Consider the following 14,068-nt stretch of genomic DNA (forward strand, 5'->3'; position numbering starts at 1 on the left):
TGACCGACCAGCGCGGCAGCACTGTTGACCAGGTCGGCGAACACACAATCTACGGCCGTGCCCTCGGCGGTTCCCCAGGGACAAAAGACGTATGAATGGGACCGCTTGTGATCATCGACGGTCCCGCCCCCGGGCATCGTCAGCCGCAGTGCGCACCACTCAGGTAGCGGTCTGCGTTGCCGGCGGTTGCCGAAACGTCGATGCACTTACCGGAAGCCGAGACATACGCAGGCCCGGCATAGTGCGCGTAATGCCCAGAGTCGATGACCCCCGAGCCACCAGCAACCCGGATAGCGGCCGCCTTAAAAGTGGTGGTGCCCGCCGTGGAGCCGTAACCGTAGGTGAGGGCGCAGTTCTTGCCCGAGCTGGAGTTGTAGTAGACCTCCAGGGTGCCGGCCCTGGTGCCGCTCTCCGGGATGGCGTACACGCCGACTCTGTTGTAGCCGCCGCCGCAGGGGCCGGTCGGCGCGCCGGCCGAGGCGGCGAGGCCGGCGAGCAGGCCACCTGCAAATCAGCACGATCCCTGAAACGGCCGCCAGTTTGCTGGTCAACCACTCATCCTTCCGCTTGTGCCGCCCTCCCCGATACGGGACGGCGACCTGGAACGCAGCGATCATCACGAGCAGGAGCAGGTCCGACAGGGGGTGCGCGCACACCAGGAAGTACGGGCTCCCGCCTCAGCGGGACGTCGTCAACGATACACCTTTTATGGAGCACATGCTCTGTTATTCGGCTCTCGACCCTACGGCGGCCCGTCGCCAACGCCGCAGTGATCCCGGGCCGGAGAACCCCTGCTCCCTCGAGCTCGGCGAAACCCGCGCGCAGCGCTGCACCGCTTCATTCGAAATGCCTCGGCGGCGGGCCCGAGGTCGGGTGCATCGCGGGAAAGGCCCGGGATGCGGGGGGGGATAACTGCCGGTCAGCGCTCTACCGGTACCGCGTAGGCGGTGGAGCGGCCGATGGTGAGGGTGCGGGCAGCTCGGTGATCGAGACACCGTTGTCGACCAGGCGGCGTAGGGCGGCCGGCTCGGCGAAGCCGATCACGCGCGGCCGGCCGGTCTTTCTTGCCGGGCAGTGTGGCACCGGTGGCCTCGCGGCGCCTGGCGGCGATCATACCCTCGGCCTGGCGCTCGGCTCGCGTCTCCAGTTCGTATTCCGCGGCCGCGGCCAGGACGCGGGTGCCCAGATCGAAGTTCGCTTCATCTCATACACCATGACGATCACGCGCTGGTGCGGGACGACCTGCTTGATGGTGCGGGCGTACTCCATCGTCTGAGTGAACACCGGCCGCGTTGCCAGGGAGCATGCGCAGGATCAAGTCGACGGCGTTCTCCGAGTGGACTCCTGGAGTCAGGACTTCCTGTAAGAGCAGGCCCCGGATCGCGGCAACGGTGACGGTGGCCATGGTCAGCGCTTCCCCGGCGTCGTGCCCTTCGCGTTCCGCGAGTGAGGCCAGCATTTTGGTCAGGTCGTCGAGCGAGTCGATGAACTCACGGAACTCCTCCGGCCTGTACGCGGCCAGCCCTACGACGTGGAAGAAGCCGCGGACACGCGACAACTGCTCCGGGCGGGTGTAGGTCCGCCAGATCGCCACGACGAGGTCGGCAAAGGTGCCCTGCTGGGCGGCTGCGAAAAGGGCCTCGTTGTCACGAGATCGCTGCGCCTTGAGCATGGCCGCCAGGACGCCCGGGAGTGACCCGAAGTGGTATCGCAGGAGGGCGTGGCTGGTCTCGGTCCGGGCGGCGATCTCACGGAGCGACACCTCCGGTGAGGGAAGGGCCTCGTCGAAGGCGTCGAGGAGCCGGGCCAGGAGGCGCTCGCGTGCGTCGCCTTTGCGTTCCGAGGTTGACAGGATCACTCCCACAGTTTATCCATTGGAAAAGATTGCTGGCGGTGCCGTGTTGCTTCGTACATGGTCGCAGTCAGCTCGCGACGGCGGAGGGAACGACTCGTGGGACGTTTACAGGTGGTCGGCGCGGCGGTCGCCGACGGGACGGGGCGCGACCCCATAGACGTCGACGTCACCGTCGAAGACGGGTGGATCACCCAGCTCGGGGCCGCCTCCAGCGACGAACCCGGCGAGCGGCTCGACGCCGGGGGACTGACGATGACGCCCGGCCTGATCGACGCGCACGTTCACCTGGGCCTGTCGAGCCCGATCCAGCCGCAGTTCTCGTTCCAGATCAGTGCCGCCGAGATCGCGGCGGACATCTTCGCCACGGCCGGCGCAGCGCTCGACGCCGGCTTCACGACCGTCCGGGACACCGGCGGGATCGACGGCGGCGTCGTCACCACGATCGCGAAGGGCAAGGTCAGGGGACCGCGCGTCCTGTCGTGCGGACCTGTGCAGTGCCAGATCGGTGGGCACGGCTACTACGGAGCCGCCTGGGAACCCACCGAGCTCTGGAGCGGCCATCACCTTCCGGGTCTGTGCGCCTTGTCCATGATGTCGGGCAACGCGGACGAGCTGCGAGGCAACGTACGTGAGGCCTTTCGCCGCGGAGCCTCCTTCCTGAAGCTCTGTGTGACCGGAGGAGTGGTCAGCGCTCACGACCGGCTGACCGACACCCAGTTCACCGTGGAGGAGATCGCCGTCGCTGTGCAGGAAGCCGCGGCACGGGGCACTTACGTGACGGTTCACGCCCACAACAACGAGGGCATTCGGAACGCGGTCGAGGCCGGGGCGCGCTGTGTCGAGCACGGCACCGACCTCGATGAGCCCACGGCCACCTTGATGGCCACGCGCGGGGTCGCCCTTGTGCCCACGTTCGCCGTCGTCGAGCGACTGCTGCACGACCCCGCGGAAGCCGGCCTCGGCGAGTCGGTCCGCGATCGTGTGCTGGGTGTCCGTGAGCGGATGACCGAGGCGCTCGCTGCCGCCAAGGAGGCCGGAGTGCGGATCGGGCTGGGTTCCGATCTCATCGGTCCGGCTCAGGACCGCCGAGGTGAGGAGCTCAAGTTGCGCGCGGAATTGGAGACACCGATGGAAGCCCTCGTGGCGGCCACGAAGACCAACGCCGAGATCCTCGGCCTGTCGGACCAGGTGGGGGTCATCGCTCCCGGAATGCAGGCAGACCTCGTGCTCTGGAACGGCAACCCGCTCGAAGATCCGAAGCTCTTCGCCGACCCCGCCAACGCCGTCCTCGTCGTCCAGGCCGGACGCGTAGTGAAGGACCTGCGATGAGCGCCATGTGGCAGGGCTGCCTCGCCGACACCGACTACTTCGAGCTGCGTTCCAGCGGTGGGTACGACTACGGCGTCTGGGTCACCACGCCACCGGGCTACGACCCCGCCACGACGCCGGCGCCCGCGGTGTACGTGCTCGACGGCAATTGGGCCGTGGGCATGACGGCTCCGCTCATCGTCACCCAACTGGACCCCATGCAGCAGATCCAGCCCTATATCCAGGTCAGCGTCGGTTACGCGGGCGAGGAAGCACAGCACTGGGCACGGCTGCGCAACAGAGACCTCGTGCCACCCGGCGAGCCCATCGCCCAGGAGCTCATCGATGCCGTGGAAAAGGGATTCCAAGCGGGAATGACGACGCGCGAGGAAGCCGACGCCTACCTCGCCGAGTTGAGCGACACCCGCGCCGATGCGTTCCTGAGCTTCCTCACCACGGAACTGCACCCGCGGATCGAACGCGACTACGGCACAGCCGCGAGCGGTCACGGCCTTTTCGGCTACTCCTACGGCGGACTTTTCAGCCTCTACACCTGGCTCTCCGGCAGCGCGCTCTTCGAGAGCGTCGGAGCGGGCAGCCCCGGCGTCACCAGTACGGACAGTCAGGTCTTCGCCCAGCTCGAAGAGATGGGCGACAGCCAGCGTGCGGCCAGGCTGCACGTGACCATCAACGTCCAAGAGCTTCTCGGCGACCTGGCCGTCTACCAGAGCATCACGAAGAACACCGCCACCCTCCTGCACCGCCTCACCTCACGCAGCGAAGCCGTCACCAGCGCGATCCTGGACGAAACGCACGTGACCGGCCTGCAGGCCTCGTTCCTCAGTTATCTCAGGACCTGCCGTGCCCGGTAAGCGCACGGACGTCGTGGTGATCGGGTCGGGGGTGATCGGCGCGTCGGTCGCCTTGGAACTCGCCCGCCGTGGCTGGCAGGTGACGGTGGTCGACAAGGCCGGGGGCGCCGGCCACGGCTCCACGAGTGCGTCCAGCGCGGTGGTGCGGTTCAACTTCTCCACCGCCGCGGGCGTCGCCACCGCCTGGGAGGCACACTTCGGCTGGAGGTCGTGGGCGGAGCACCTCGGCCGCGATGTCGGGCCGTTGGCTCGGTACGTACGGTGCGGGATGGCGATGCTGGACGTGGACGTGGCTCCTCGGTCGGTGTACCTGCCGCTGTTCCAGAACGCGGGTATCCCGTTCGAGGAGTGGACGAGTGCGGACCTGTCGGAGCGGATCCCGGGTATCGACGTCGGCAGGTACTGGCCACCGAAACGTATCGACGACGACGAGTTCTGGGCCGAGACCGAAACCACGCTGGGTGCCGTGTACACACCTGATGCGGGGTTCGTGAACGATCCGCAACTGGCGGCGCAGAATCTGGCCGCCGCCGCGCGGACACACGGTGCCGAGTTCCGGTTCCATGCGTCGGTGCGCGGGATCGAACGGGCCCATGGCCGGGTCACTGCGGTGACACTCGCGGACGGAAGCAGGATCCCCTGCGGCGTGGTGGTCAACGCCGCAGGCCCATGGTCGACCCGCATCAACGAGCTGGCCTCAGTCGGATCCGACTTCACCGTGGGATGCCGGCCGTTACGGCAGGAGGTCGCGCATGTCGCGGCCCCCGTGGGTTTCGGCGCCGACAACCACGCCGGGATCTGCGTCGCGGACATGGACCTGGGTGTCTACCTGCGCGGTGAGGCCGGCGGAGGACTGCTGGTCGGTGGTACGGAACCGGAATGCGACCCGCTGCAGTGGGTGGACGACCCGGATGCCGTCACTGCGCATCCGACGACGGCGGTGTTCGAGGCCCAGGTGACGAGGGCTGCGCGACGGCTACCGGCGTTGGAGATACCGAATCAGGCTCGCGGGGTCGTGGGAGTCTACGACGTCGCCGACGACTGGACGCCGATCTACGACCGTACGGAGCTGGACGGGTTCTACGTCGCCATGGGGACGAGCGGTAACCAGTTCAAGAACGCGCCGGTCGTCGGCAAGTTCCTCGCCGCGATCATCGAACAGACCGAGAACGGCGTAGATCACGACGAACGGCCGGTGCGATTCGTCGGCGAGCACACCGGCCTGGCCATAGACCTTTCGGCGTTCTCCCGCAAGCGTCCCCCCGGCACCGAGAACTCAGGCACAGTCCTGGGCTGATGCGCCTTCTCGGATGAGGAGCCACAGCCGGTGCGGGACCTTGCCCGGCGGCGAGGCCAGAAGCACCCACGGGCAGCAGTCGCGCTGCGGCGAACGTGTTGGTCACGGTGAAATAAGCCAGGCGAAGAGGCACGGTCGATCATTCTGCCGCTTGTTCCACACATGCGCTCCTCATGTCTGGATCGAGAGTATTCAACGGTCTCCGGGGCGGGCTCGCTGGTGGCCGCCGTCCTCGTGACGACGGCAGCCGACGGCCTGGGAGGCGCCCGAAACCCTGGGCCTCCTGGTCTGACAAGATCAGTTCCGTGTCTCAGCTGCAACAACGAATGGCCGCACTTGTCGACGAAGCCGGCTACCGCCGTGATGAGCCGATCGTGGTCGGCATGCAGCACGGCGATCGGCCACCCATCCTGCCGGCCCAGGGGCTGACACTCAATGGTGAGCCGCTGGGCGCGGCCACGCTCGCCTACACGGCTTCATTGTCGAAACAGATGACCGCTGCCTGCGCGGCGCGGCTCGCCCAACAGGGTGAGCTCGACATGGAGTCGGCCTTGTCGCGCTGGCTACCCCAGCTACCCGCGTGGGCGAACGCTGTCCGGCTTCGCCATCTCGTCCATCACACGGCAGGCATGCCGGCCGACGCCCAAATCGAAGCCCTCATGGATCGGGACGCCGACCGAACCACAGAAGGCATCATCCAGGCCCTTGCCCAGTTCCCAGCGTTGGATCGCGAGCCGGGCGCTGAGCACGCCTACTCCAACGCCGGATATGTCTGCCTTGCCGCCGTGGTGGAACGAGCGCTCGGCCGGCCGCTGCCCGACTTTGCCCGGCGTCAGCTCTTCACGCCGCTGGCGATGGTCAATACCCGTTACTGGACGGGGCCCGATCCCGCACCGCCCGGCGCCGCCCCGCTCGTCTCCCCTCATCCCGCTCCCCTGTCTCTCGGCGATGGAGGGGTGTGGAGCACCGCCACCGATCTGCTGCGATGGGGCCAGGCCCTCAACGCCGACGAACTCGGCATCTCGGCGCTCATCCAGACCCCCGGACGCCTGGATGACGGAACACCCATCGATTACGCCTGGGGCATCGGTGTCCGATCGCACGCCGGCTATCGCGTCTATCGCCACGGAGGAGGTTGGCAAGGCCTGCGCGTCCTCCATGCCCGAGTACCCGAGCTGGACCTGAGCATGGTCCTCATCGCGATCGCCGACCACACCGAACGCCGAGTAGACCTCCTCAACAGCCTTCTCGACGAGATGACCAGCCGCGGCTTCACCCACTCGATGGACTAGATCACCGTCTCCGTCGAGCAGGACATCCTCAGCCCGCTGGACCAGGCCGAGCGGGCGACCCTGCGCACCTTGCTCCAGAAGATCACCGCAGAGCTGCCGTACCCCTAAGGCTTGTCCCAGCCGGAGACGAACCAGCGCACTTCGCCCGTCTCGGGGTCGTACTCCCGCCGTTTGGTCGTGCCGATGTTACCGCCGTACACGTGGATCCCGATGGTGGGCTCGCCGCCGACGGCCGCGACGGCGTGGACGTCGTCGTCGGTGGTGCAGCAGACGGTCACCTGCCCCGGCGTCCACCGCGCGCCGCCCGCCGGCGTCAGCGGCCCGCTCGGGGTGGACGAGGTCGGCTTGAGGTAGCGGATCTCGTGTTCGACCCCGGCGTAGATGCCGACGACACCCCACGTCTCGTGCGAGTGCACGTTGGTCCGCTGGCCCAAGTCCCAGACCACGGACGCCATCGACCAGCTCTCGTCGGGGGCGATGTGCATCGGGTACGTCAGGTGACGCGTGGACGACGCCCGCGTCAGCTCCGGCGGCAACCGGTACCCCTCGGCCAGGAGGGCCGACAGCAGCTCGCCGACCCGCGCCGTGATCTCGTGCTCGTCGATCTCGTGCTCGTCGCCGGTGCTCCGCACCACGAGTGCGACGTTGTCGATGAACGTCTGGAGGCGGTTCATGACACCCTCCGGTACTTGAGGTGGGTGACGCCGGGCGCCTCGACGGCCCGTACCTGCTCAAGCCGTACGTCCGCGCCCCCGAGGTCGTCGAGGAGGCGGGAACCGCCACCGAGCAGCACCGGGACGACGTGCAGTTCGAGCTCGTCCAGCAGTCCCGCCGCCAGGTACTGCCGGGCGACGTGGCCGCCGCCCCACAGCATGATGTCCTTGCCCTCGGCGGCCTTCTTCGCCTGTTCCAGCGCCGACTCGATGCCGTCGGTGACGAAGTGGTACGTGGTCCCGCCCTCCATCTCCACCGGGCCACGCTCGTGATGGGTGAGGACGAACACGTCGTAGTGATACGGCGGGTTGTCGCCCCACCAGCCCTTCCATTCCTCGTCGCGCCAGGGACCGCCACCGATGGGGCCGAACATGCCCCTGCCCATCACCGCGGCGCCGATGTCGCGGATCGCCTCCTCGAACACCGGTGTGCTCGCGTTCACCTCGCCGCCCTCCCCGCCATGGGCCCGGCGGAAGGCGGCCAGCGCGGCCACCCAGTCGTGGAGCCGCTCGCCGCCCTCGCCGAGCGGGTTCTCCACACTCTGGTTCGGGCCGGCGACGTAACCGTCCAGCGAGATCGAGATGTGACACCTGAGCTTGCTCATTCCTGCCTCCTCAGCCGGGGTCGGCGCTTTCACCTATGAGCATGGCCGGGTGGAGAGATGACGTCTAATGGCAATATTTCGGGATTTACATCGATATTCTCGATACATGCTCAACCTGGTCCATCTCAGGGTTCTGGCCGCGGTGGCGCGCCTCGGATCCGTGACCGAAGCGGCCAAGGAACTGCACTACTCGCAGTCGTCGGTGAGCCACCACCTGGCCCGCCTGGAAGCGGCCACCGGCGTCAGGCTCATCCAGCGCGTCGGCCGCGGCATCCGCCTGACCCCCGAAGGCCGGCTCCTGGCCGGCCGCGCCACCGAGATCATCGGCCGCGTCGACGCGGCCACCAGCGAACTGGCCGCCCAGGCCGGCCTGCAGTCGGGCCGCGTCCGCCTGGCCGCCAACGCCTCACCACTGAGCACGATCGTCCCGAAGGCGGCCACCATCCTGGAGCGGACCCACCCGGGACTCGAACTGATCCTCATCGACCGCCACCCGGTCGAAGCCCTGCAGATGCTGCGCCAGGGCGAGATCGAAGTCGCCCTCGTCTTCCGGTACGCCAACGGCCCCGTCGAGGAGGAGGACGAGGGCTTCCGCCTCGTCCACGTCGGCGACGACCCGATCTACCTTATCAGCCGCCAACCCGACGACAGCCTCGCCAACCACCGCCACTCCCCCTGGATCGGCGGCTGTGAACGATGCCAGAACGAACTGATCAACGTGTGCCGCCGGGAGGGCTTCACCCCGCGCATCGCCTCGCTCAGCGACGACATGGTCGTCGTCCAGGCCCTCGTCGCCGCCGGCAAAGGCGTCACCACCCTGCCGGGACTCGCCCTCCAGGCGCACCGCCGGCCCGACATCCACGCCACCGAGCTGACCGGCTTCACCCGCCGCCTCTACGCCGTCACCTACGGCGACCCACCCGACCCACCGGCCACCGTCGCCCTGATCCAGGCCATCCGAAGCTCTACTGTCGACATCAGCGCCAGGTAGGGGTGCCGTTAACCAACGTGGCACCCGCCGCCAAATACGGATGACCCCTACGTAACCTCGTGTAATACTCGGACTTCACCACCGACCTGGCAGCGAAGGCGTGGTCCCGCGGCAACCGCTCGTGGTGGGAAGCGTTGGCCGGCCGCCACTGCTGACCCCGCCAATACGTCAGGAACGCTCAGCCCCAGCAGAGCCAGCGATCTGGTCCACGCCGCGCTCGTTCTCGTCCATTTCGAACACCGGCAGATCAGCTGAAATTCAGCGAGAAAACGTCATTGGCCAAGGCGCTGGTATACCGCCCCACGGGTCAGAATGAATGATCGTCTGGCCGATCTCGGGACGCTGGCGCTCGATGAGCGTCTTCCGTGACGAATTCTCCTCGCATATCGTCGGCGATGGACCAGCCTACGCGTACACCTATCGTAATGGACGCGCCAGTGGGGCCCCCTAGGGCCCCCTATGATTCGTCCAGGGGCCCCTATGCATTCCCTGGGCCATGTGCGCAGTTGACCGGCGATGGTACGAAAGCGTTCGTGACCAAGCGAAAAATATTATCCCTGACATCCAGCAGAATTCTCGGCGCGGTCGCGCTCACCGCGGGCCTGGCGACCGCGGCACCGGCGGGCGCGACAGCTGCGCCGGTCTGGGACCACCTGTCCTTTCCCTACGGGTACACCGAATCCGAGAAGCAACTCAAGGAACTCAACGATGTCGCCGCGCTGAGCGGCACCCAGGCTTGGGCTGTGGGGCAGGTGCGGATGGAGGGCCGGCCGTACCCGCCGCCGGGTGTGGTCTGCCCCGACCTGTTCCGCTGGAACGGTCAGAAATGGGTGAACGACCGGCCGGATATCACCTGCCGGGGCGCGCTGACCTCGGTGTCGGCCGCCGCGGAGAACGACGTGTGGGCCACCGGTTCGACCATCGCCTACCACTGGGACGGTACGGCCTGGACCCTCACTCCGTACCCGACCGAAGAGAACAACCCTTTCTACCTTGATGATGTCGCCGCGGTGGGCGGCACGGCCTTCGCGGTCGGCAGGTCCAACCAGTCGAGCGGTGAGGTTTCCACGGCGGGCGTGATCCGCTGGAACGGCACCGCCTGGCAGAAGATGAGCCTCCCGCCGCTCGCGGGCAACACCGACCTGAGCGCGGTGCATGCTCTGGCGCCGGACGACGTCTGGGCGGTCGGCACCACCAACCGCTACGGGCCGAGCGCCGATGCGCACACCCTGGTGCTGCACTGGGACGGCCACACCTGGTCCCGGCTGCCGGATCCGCCGAAGGAAGCGCTGGTCGAGACCACCCTGGACGCGGTGGCCGCGCGGCCCGGCGAGGTGTGGGCGGCCGGTCAGCGGACCACCTACGAAGCCAACGGCTTTTCGGTCAAGAAGCGCGAGGCGTTCGCCATGCGTTGGAACGGTAGCGAGTGGACGGTGACGCCGACCCCGGCGACCACCGGCTGGTACGGATCCTCCATCACCTCGCTGGCCTGGAAGGGCACCGAGGTGTGGGCCGGAGGCAGCGGGCAGGACGACGCCACCGCGCGCAGCGTCGGTGTGCTGCTGCGCTGGAACGGCACCGCCTGGCAGCAGGCGCCGAAACCGCCGCTGCTCGACGACTACCGGATCAAGCAGCTCGGCGCTGTACCGGGCGGCGGCCTGTGGGCCACCGGCTACGGCACCAGGGAGACCGACGAGCACGCCAAGGGCCAGTTCCTGGCCCGGGTCACCGGCTGAACCTTCCTCCCCGCGATGGAGTGGGTGATGTGCGCGAGCTGACCGCTGCGTCGGACGCCCCTGCCGCTACCCCGCTGTGGCGGGCGTGGGGGCGGTCGGCGGCGCAGGGCCTCCTTCGTCGGCCCCACGGCCTCGAGCAGGGTCTCCGCGGACCTCGCGATGCGGAGCCCGGCCGCGCCGACGAGCGCATCGGACCCATCCCGGTACGGGAGGCGGCCCTCGGGAGACGAGTCCGGCTGCCGGGATCTTTCGTGGCCGTCGGCCTGGCGTCCATGGCCGTGTACCGGGATCGTCAGTGACGGCCGGCCGGGGTTCTCTGATGATCGCTGACAGTGAGTCATGGGGACGGGAATCGTCGTCGGGTGACCAGCCCGGGCAGTACTGCACGTGGACGTTGGGGCCGGGCTTCCAAAATTGGGGTCCGCAGGTATGGGAGTCGGCAGGACGCGAGCGGCACCCGCGCGGTCGCCGCTGAACTGCGTGCTCTGGCCGACGACCCAGCGCAGGGCGGACCCCACCTGATCGCGCGCCTCTGGGCCGCGGAGAAGGTGCTCAGCACAGTGCTGCAGGAGGATGATTCGGCAGGGGTGAACGCCCGGCTCAGGCCGCGCGAGCGGGCGCAGGCAGAGATGCGGTTGGGCAAAGCACCCCACGGTCGGGACCTCCGGTTCTCATCGAGACGAGTCCGACACGCTGTGGCTGGATGCAAGGACACCCGGCCTGAGGCGACCTGACATCTGGCCCGGACCGGCTATGTTCCCCGGTCCTGACGCACCTGCTCGGCGCCCTCCATGTGCCTCGCATGCTCGGCGAGGTAATCGAGGCAGTTGGCGGCGTGGATCTGCTGGACCAGCGCACCGTCCTCGGCCCTGCGCCCGCCGAAAACTGCATCCATGCAGTTCAAGCGGCATGTGAGTACTCGTGGAGGACTCCGCTGAGTCGGTCCCTTCTGCATATGTTCAGCTCGGCGATTCGCGTCGGATCCGTGATCGGGTCAGTTAACGCGAGCGCAGGGCAACACGCTGGTAGGCGGGCAGATTTTGCCCGTCCAAGGTTTGCCTCGGTACGTCTGTCGCCTCGATGACCGGCTGGTTTCGTTGCAATGCGCTACCACCGTGAGCGCTTCGGTGGCTTACAGCTTCGCCTGGACGATCACCGCTGTGGTTCCCGTACCTGTCGGCCGCAGTCGACCAGCTGCGTGCCCAAGGCATTCCGGTCAAAGATCTCCGACACTGCCCAGCTCTCCGCTCGGCCACGCCCACCTCAACGTCCTGTGTGGCTACTCCATCTCCTCCTCAGCCGGACGCGAGCCTGCGGCAGCTCGGCTGGATTCCGATTCCCGCTGCCTCCCGGTGAGCAGGTCGGCGCGCTTCAACGCGGCTGGCCGGTGAGGTGTGCCGGCTGGGTGGCTGCCAGGCTGGCCAGGAGCTTGAGCCGCTCTTCGGAGGTGCTGCCCGGTTCAGCGGTGTAGATGGTGAGGCCGTACACCGTCCGGCTGGACACGGGCAGGTCGAGAGACTGGTAGGTCAGCTCCAGGTCGCCGACCTGCGGATGCCACAGCTGCTTGCTGCCATCATGGCGGATACGCACGTCGTGGACGGCCCACTGGCCGCGGAACTCGGTGCTGAGCGTGGACAGCTCACCGACGAGGTCGCGCAGGGCCCGGTCGTGGGGCTCGCGTCCGGCCTCGGCGCGCAGCAGCGCGGCGCTGACGACGGCGGCCTCGTTCCAGTCGGCGAAGAACTGCTGCGAGCCCGGGTCGAGGAAGACGTAGCGGGCGATGTTGGCATGGCCGTGCCGCGTGGTGGCAGGGCTGTCGAAGACCGGCGCGAGCAGGGCCCGGGCCAGCGCGTTGTAGGTGACGATGTCCTGGCGGCCGTTGCGTACGAACGCCGCCGACATCGTCATGGAGTCCAGCAGCCACTGGACCCGCTGCGGGACCTGGACGTCCTTGCGGCGCGAAGATGCGCGGCGGGCGGCGTGGGCCAGATGGAACAGATAGGTGCGTTCGTCCTGGTCCAGGCGCAGGGCCTGGGCCACCGCGTCGAGTACCTCTTCCGATACGCCGCTGATGTGGCCCTTCTCCAGCCGCGTGTACCACTCGGTGCTCACACCGGCCAGCACCGCGACTTCCTCGCGGCGCAGCCCGGGGACCCGGCGCCGGCCGCTGGTGGGCAGCCCGACCTGCTCTGGGGTCAGCTTCGCGCGCCGGGTGGTGAGGAAATCCCGGATCTGCGCACGGTTGTCGGGCCGGTGGTCCATGCCTTCCACGGTAACCGCAGGGTTCGCGCAGGTGGCGGTGGTAGAGGGGTTGAGCTTGTCCCCCCTATAAACGCGCTCTGCCTCGCGCGCGGCCAGGCGGGTTTCCTGGGATCAGCAGGTAGAACGCGACCTGCGATACGGAGATGGACCCTGTCCGGCCAGCTCTTGTAGTGGTGATCGGCCCGCCCATCACCGTCGAAGCCCTCCTGTGATGCACCAACTGGACCTCCAACACCCGGGAGTATGACCATGACCGGCAAGACCGTACTGATCACCGGCGCGACCAGCGGCATCGGCGCCCACACCGCACGATTGCTCCTCGACCGCGGCCACCGCGTGGCCGTCACCGGCCGCGACGAGACCAAACTCAAGTCCTTCCTCGACGAGACCGGCCACCCCGACCGGCTGCTCGGCATCATCGCCGACGCCGCCGACTGGCCGGCCACCCAAGCCGCCGTGACCCGCACCGTGGCACACTTCGGCGCCCTGCACGCCGCGGTGGCCAACGCCGGCTTCGTCCCCGCCGACCACCCGCGCACCATCGCCGACGGCGACCCGGAACTGTGGGCGCCCATGGTCCTCACCAACGTCCTCGGCCCCGCCCTGCTGGCCAACGCCGCCCTGCCCCATCTCGAGACCACGGGCGGGCGGCTGGTGCTCATCGGCAGCGTCGCCGGCCTGAAGAACAGCCCCGCCAACCTCTACTCCGCCACCAAGTGGGCCGTCACCGGCATGGCCGAGAACCTGCGGATGTACGCCACCAGCCGCGGCATCGGCGTCACCCTCGTCAACCCCGGCATGACCGACACCGCCTTCTGGCAAGGCGGTGTCCCGCCCTTCGCCCTGTCCCCCGAGCCCGTCGCCGAGGCCGTCTGCTTCGCCCTCGGCCAGCCGGCCGGCGTCGACCTCAACACCCTGACCATCCGGCCGGTCGGCCAGCCCGTCTGAGGCAGATCTGACGCCCTGTGGTGTCGCAGCCGGTCGCGAGCCGTGGTGTTCCCAGGGGAAGCGAGACAGCCACCCCGACAGGTGGCCAGAGATCTCCTGGTCGAGTCCGCGTGTGAGACATGCGGGGTCCCCCTCGTGAGGGATGACCTTCGGGCTTGTGCGAACACCGAGCAGATCATCATGTTGGAA

At 68.1% G+C, this 14,068-nt stretch carries 13 protein-coding genes; 7 read left to right on the forward strand and 6 right to left on the reverse strand.

The genetic code is table 11. The features are described 5' to 3' along the window. Positions 1-139: 139 nt before the first annotated feature. Together H4W80_RS12200 and H4W80_RS12205 are read right to left on the reverse strand one after the other, a co-directional pair. Positions 140-427, reverse strand: a complete 288-nt coding sequence (locus H4W80_RS12200; protein WP_192785198.1) for a hypothetical protein — start codon at positions 425-427, stop codon at positions 140-142. A gap of 777 nt (positions 428-1,204) precedes the next feature. Beyond that, on the reverse strand, positions 1,205-1,858 hold the full coding sequence (locus H4W80_RS12205) for a TetR/AcrR family transcriptional regulator (protein WP_225963384.1): 654 nt from the start codon (positions 1,856-1,858) through the stop codon (positions 1,205-1,207). A gap of 93 nt (positions 1,859-1,951) precedes the next feature. Here H4W80_RS12205 and H4W80_RS12210 point away from each other — a divergent pair, with 93 nt between their 5' ends. The 4 genes from H4W80_RS12210 (at position 1,952) to H4W80_RS12225 (ending at position 6,624) form a co-directional block, all read left to right on the forward strand. Then, on the forward strand, positions 1,952-3,184 hold the full coding sequence (locus H4W80_RS12210; RefSeq protein WP_192785199.1) for a metal-dependent hydrolase family protein: 1,233 nt from the start codon (positions 1,952-1,954) through the stop codon (positions 3,182-3,184). Then, positions 3,181-4,035 carry an alpha/beta hydrolase gene (locus H4W80_RS12215; RefSeq protein ID WP_192785200.1) on the forward strand — a complete coding sequence of 285 codons (855 nt, stop codon included), beginning with the start codon at positions 3,181-3,183 and terminating at the stop codon, positions 4,033-4,035. Before H4W80_RS12210 ends, H4W80_RS12215 begins: the two co-directional genes overlap by 4 nt. Further along, on the forward strand, positions 4,025-5,332 hold the full coding sequence (locus H4W80_RS12220; RefSeq protein ID WP_192785201.1) for an NAD(P)/FAD-dependent oxidoreductase: 1,308 nt from the start codon (positions 4,025-4,027) through the stop codon (positions 5,330-5,332). The genes H4W80_RS12215 and H4W80_RS12220 overlap by 11 nt, the downstream gene beginning before the upstream one ends. Positions 5,333-5,637: 305 nt before the next feature. After that, entirely contained in the window at positions 5,638-6,624 is a 987-nt protein-coding gene (locus tag H4W80_RS12225) for a serine hydrolase domain-containing protein (RefSeq protein ID WP_192785202.1), read from the forward strand. 104 nt (positions 6,625-6,728) lie between these two features. Here the strand turns inward: H4W80_RS12225 and H4W80_RS12230 are convergent, their stop codons facing one another. Both H4W80_RS12230 and H4W80_RS12235 read right to left on the reverse strand, forming a co-directional pair. Next, positions 6,729-7,298 (reverse strand): cysteine dioxygenase family protein, encoded by a 570-nt coding sequence (locus H4W80_RS12230; RefSeq protein WP_192785203.1) that lies wholly within the window; start codon positions 7,296-7,298, stop codon positions 6,729-6,731. Further along, entirely contained in the window at positions 7,295-7,942 is a 648-nt protein-coding gene (locus H4W80_RS12235) for a dihydrofolate reductase family protein (protein WP_192785204.1), read from the reverse strand. Before H4W80_RS12235 ends, H4W80_RS12230 begins: the two co-directional genes overlap by 4 nt. Positions 7,943-8,048: 106 nt before the next feature. Here H4W80_RS12235 and H4W80_RS12240 point away from each other — a divergent pair, with 106 nt between their 5' ends. Beyond that, a complete protein-coding gene (locus H4W80_RS12240) occupies positions 8,049-8,933 on the forward strand; it encodes a LysR family transcriptional regulator (protein ID WP_192785205.1) in 885 nt (294 codons plus the stop codon). A 533-nt stretch (positions 8,934-9,466) separates the two neighbouring features. Beyond that, entirely contained in the window at positions 9,467-10,669 is a 1,203-nt protein-coding gene (locus H4W80_RS12245) for a hypothetical protein (RefSeq protein WP_192785206.1), read from the forward strand. A 751-nt stretch (positions 10,670-11,420) separates the two neighbouring features. On the opposite strand, the gene H4W80_RS12250 is transcribed toward H4W80_RS12245, so the two are convergent. Together H4W80_RS12250 and H4W80_RS12255 are read right to left on the reverse strand one after the other, a co-directional pair. Beyond that, positions 11,421-11,564: a hypothetical protein gene (locus tag H4W80_RS12250; RefSeq protein ID WP_192785207.1), complete on the reverse strand. Its 144-nt coding sequence runs from the start codon at positions 11,562-11,564 to the stop codon at positions 11,421-11,423. Between the two features lie 476 nt (positions 11,565-12,040). Beyond that, positions 12,041-12,931, reverse strand: a complete 891-nt coding sequence (locus tag H4W80_RS12255; protein WP_192785208.1) for a helix-turn-helix transcriptional regulator — start codon at positions 12,929-12,931, stop codon at positions 12,041-12,043. 249 nt (positions 12,932-13,180) lie between these two features. Here H4W80_RS12255 and H4W80_RS12260 point away from each other — a divergent pair, with 249 nt between their 5' ends. After that, complete coding sequence (locus tag H4W80_RS12260) at positions 13,181-13,879, forward strand: SDR family oxidoreductase (RefSeq protein ID WP_192785209.1); 699 nt, start codon at positions 13,181-13,183, stop codon at positions 13,877-13,879. Positions 13,880-14,068: the final 189 nt, after the last annotated feature.

This window comes from Nonomuraea angiospora (genome assembly GCF_014873145.1).
Taxonomy (GTDB): domain Bacteria; phylum Actinomycetota; class Actinomycetes; order Streptosporangiales; family Streptosporangiaceae; genus Nonomuraea; species Nonomuraea angiospora.

What these genes read in the sequence shown, in the direction of transcription:
- H4W80_RS12230 (WP_192785203.1), bottom strand. Translation starts at nt 7,298, where the DNA reads ATGAACCGCCTCCAGACGTTCATCGACAACGTCGCACTCGTGGTGCGG.
- H4W80_RS12255 (WP_192785208.1), bottom strand. Translation starts at nt 12,931, where the DNA reads ATGGACCACCGGCCCGACAACCGTGCGCAGATCCGGGATTTCCTCACC.
- H4W80_RS12240 (WP_192785205.1), top strand. Translation starts at nt 8,049, where the DNA reads ATGCTCAACCTGGTCCATCTCAGGGTTCTGGCCGCGGTGGCGCGCCTC.
- H4W80_RS12215 (WP_192785200.1), top strand. Translation starts at nt 3,181, where the DNA reads ATGAGCGCCATGTGGCAGGGCTGCCTCGCCGACACCGACTACTTCGAG.
- H4W80_RS12250 (WP_192785207.1), bottom strand. Translation starts at nt 11,564, where the DNA reads ATGGATGCAGTTTTCGGCGGGCGCAGGGCCGAGGACGGTGCGCTGGTC.
- H4W80_RS12235 (WP_192785204.1), bottom strand. Translation starts at nt 7,942, where the DNA reads ATGAGCAAGCTCAGGTGTCACATCTCGATCTCGCTGGACGGTTACGTC.
- H4W80_RS12260 (WP_192785209.1), top strand. Translation starts at nt 13,181, where the DNA reads ATGACCGGCAAGACCGTACTGATCACCGGCGCGACCAGCGGCATCGGC.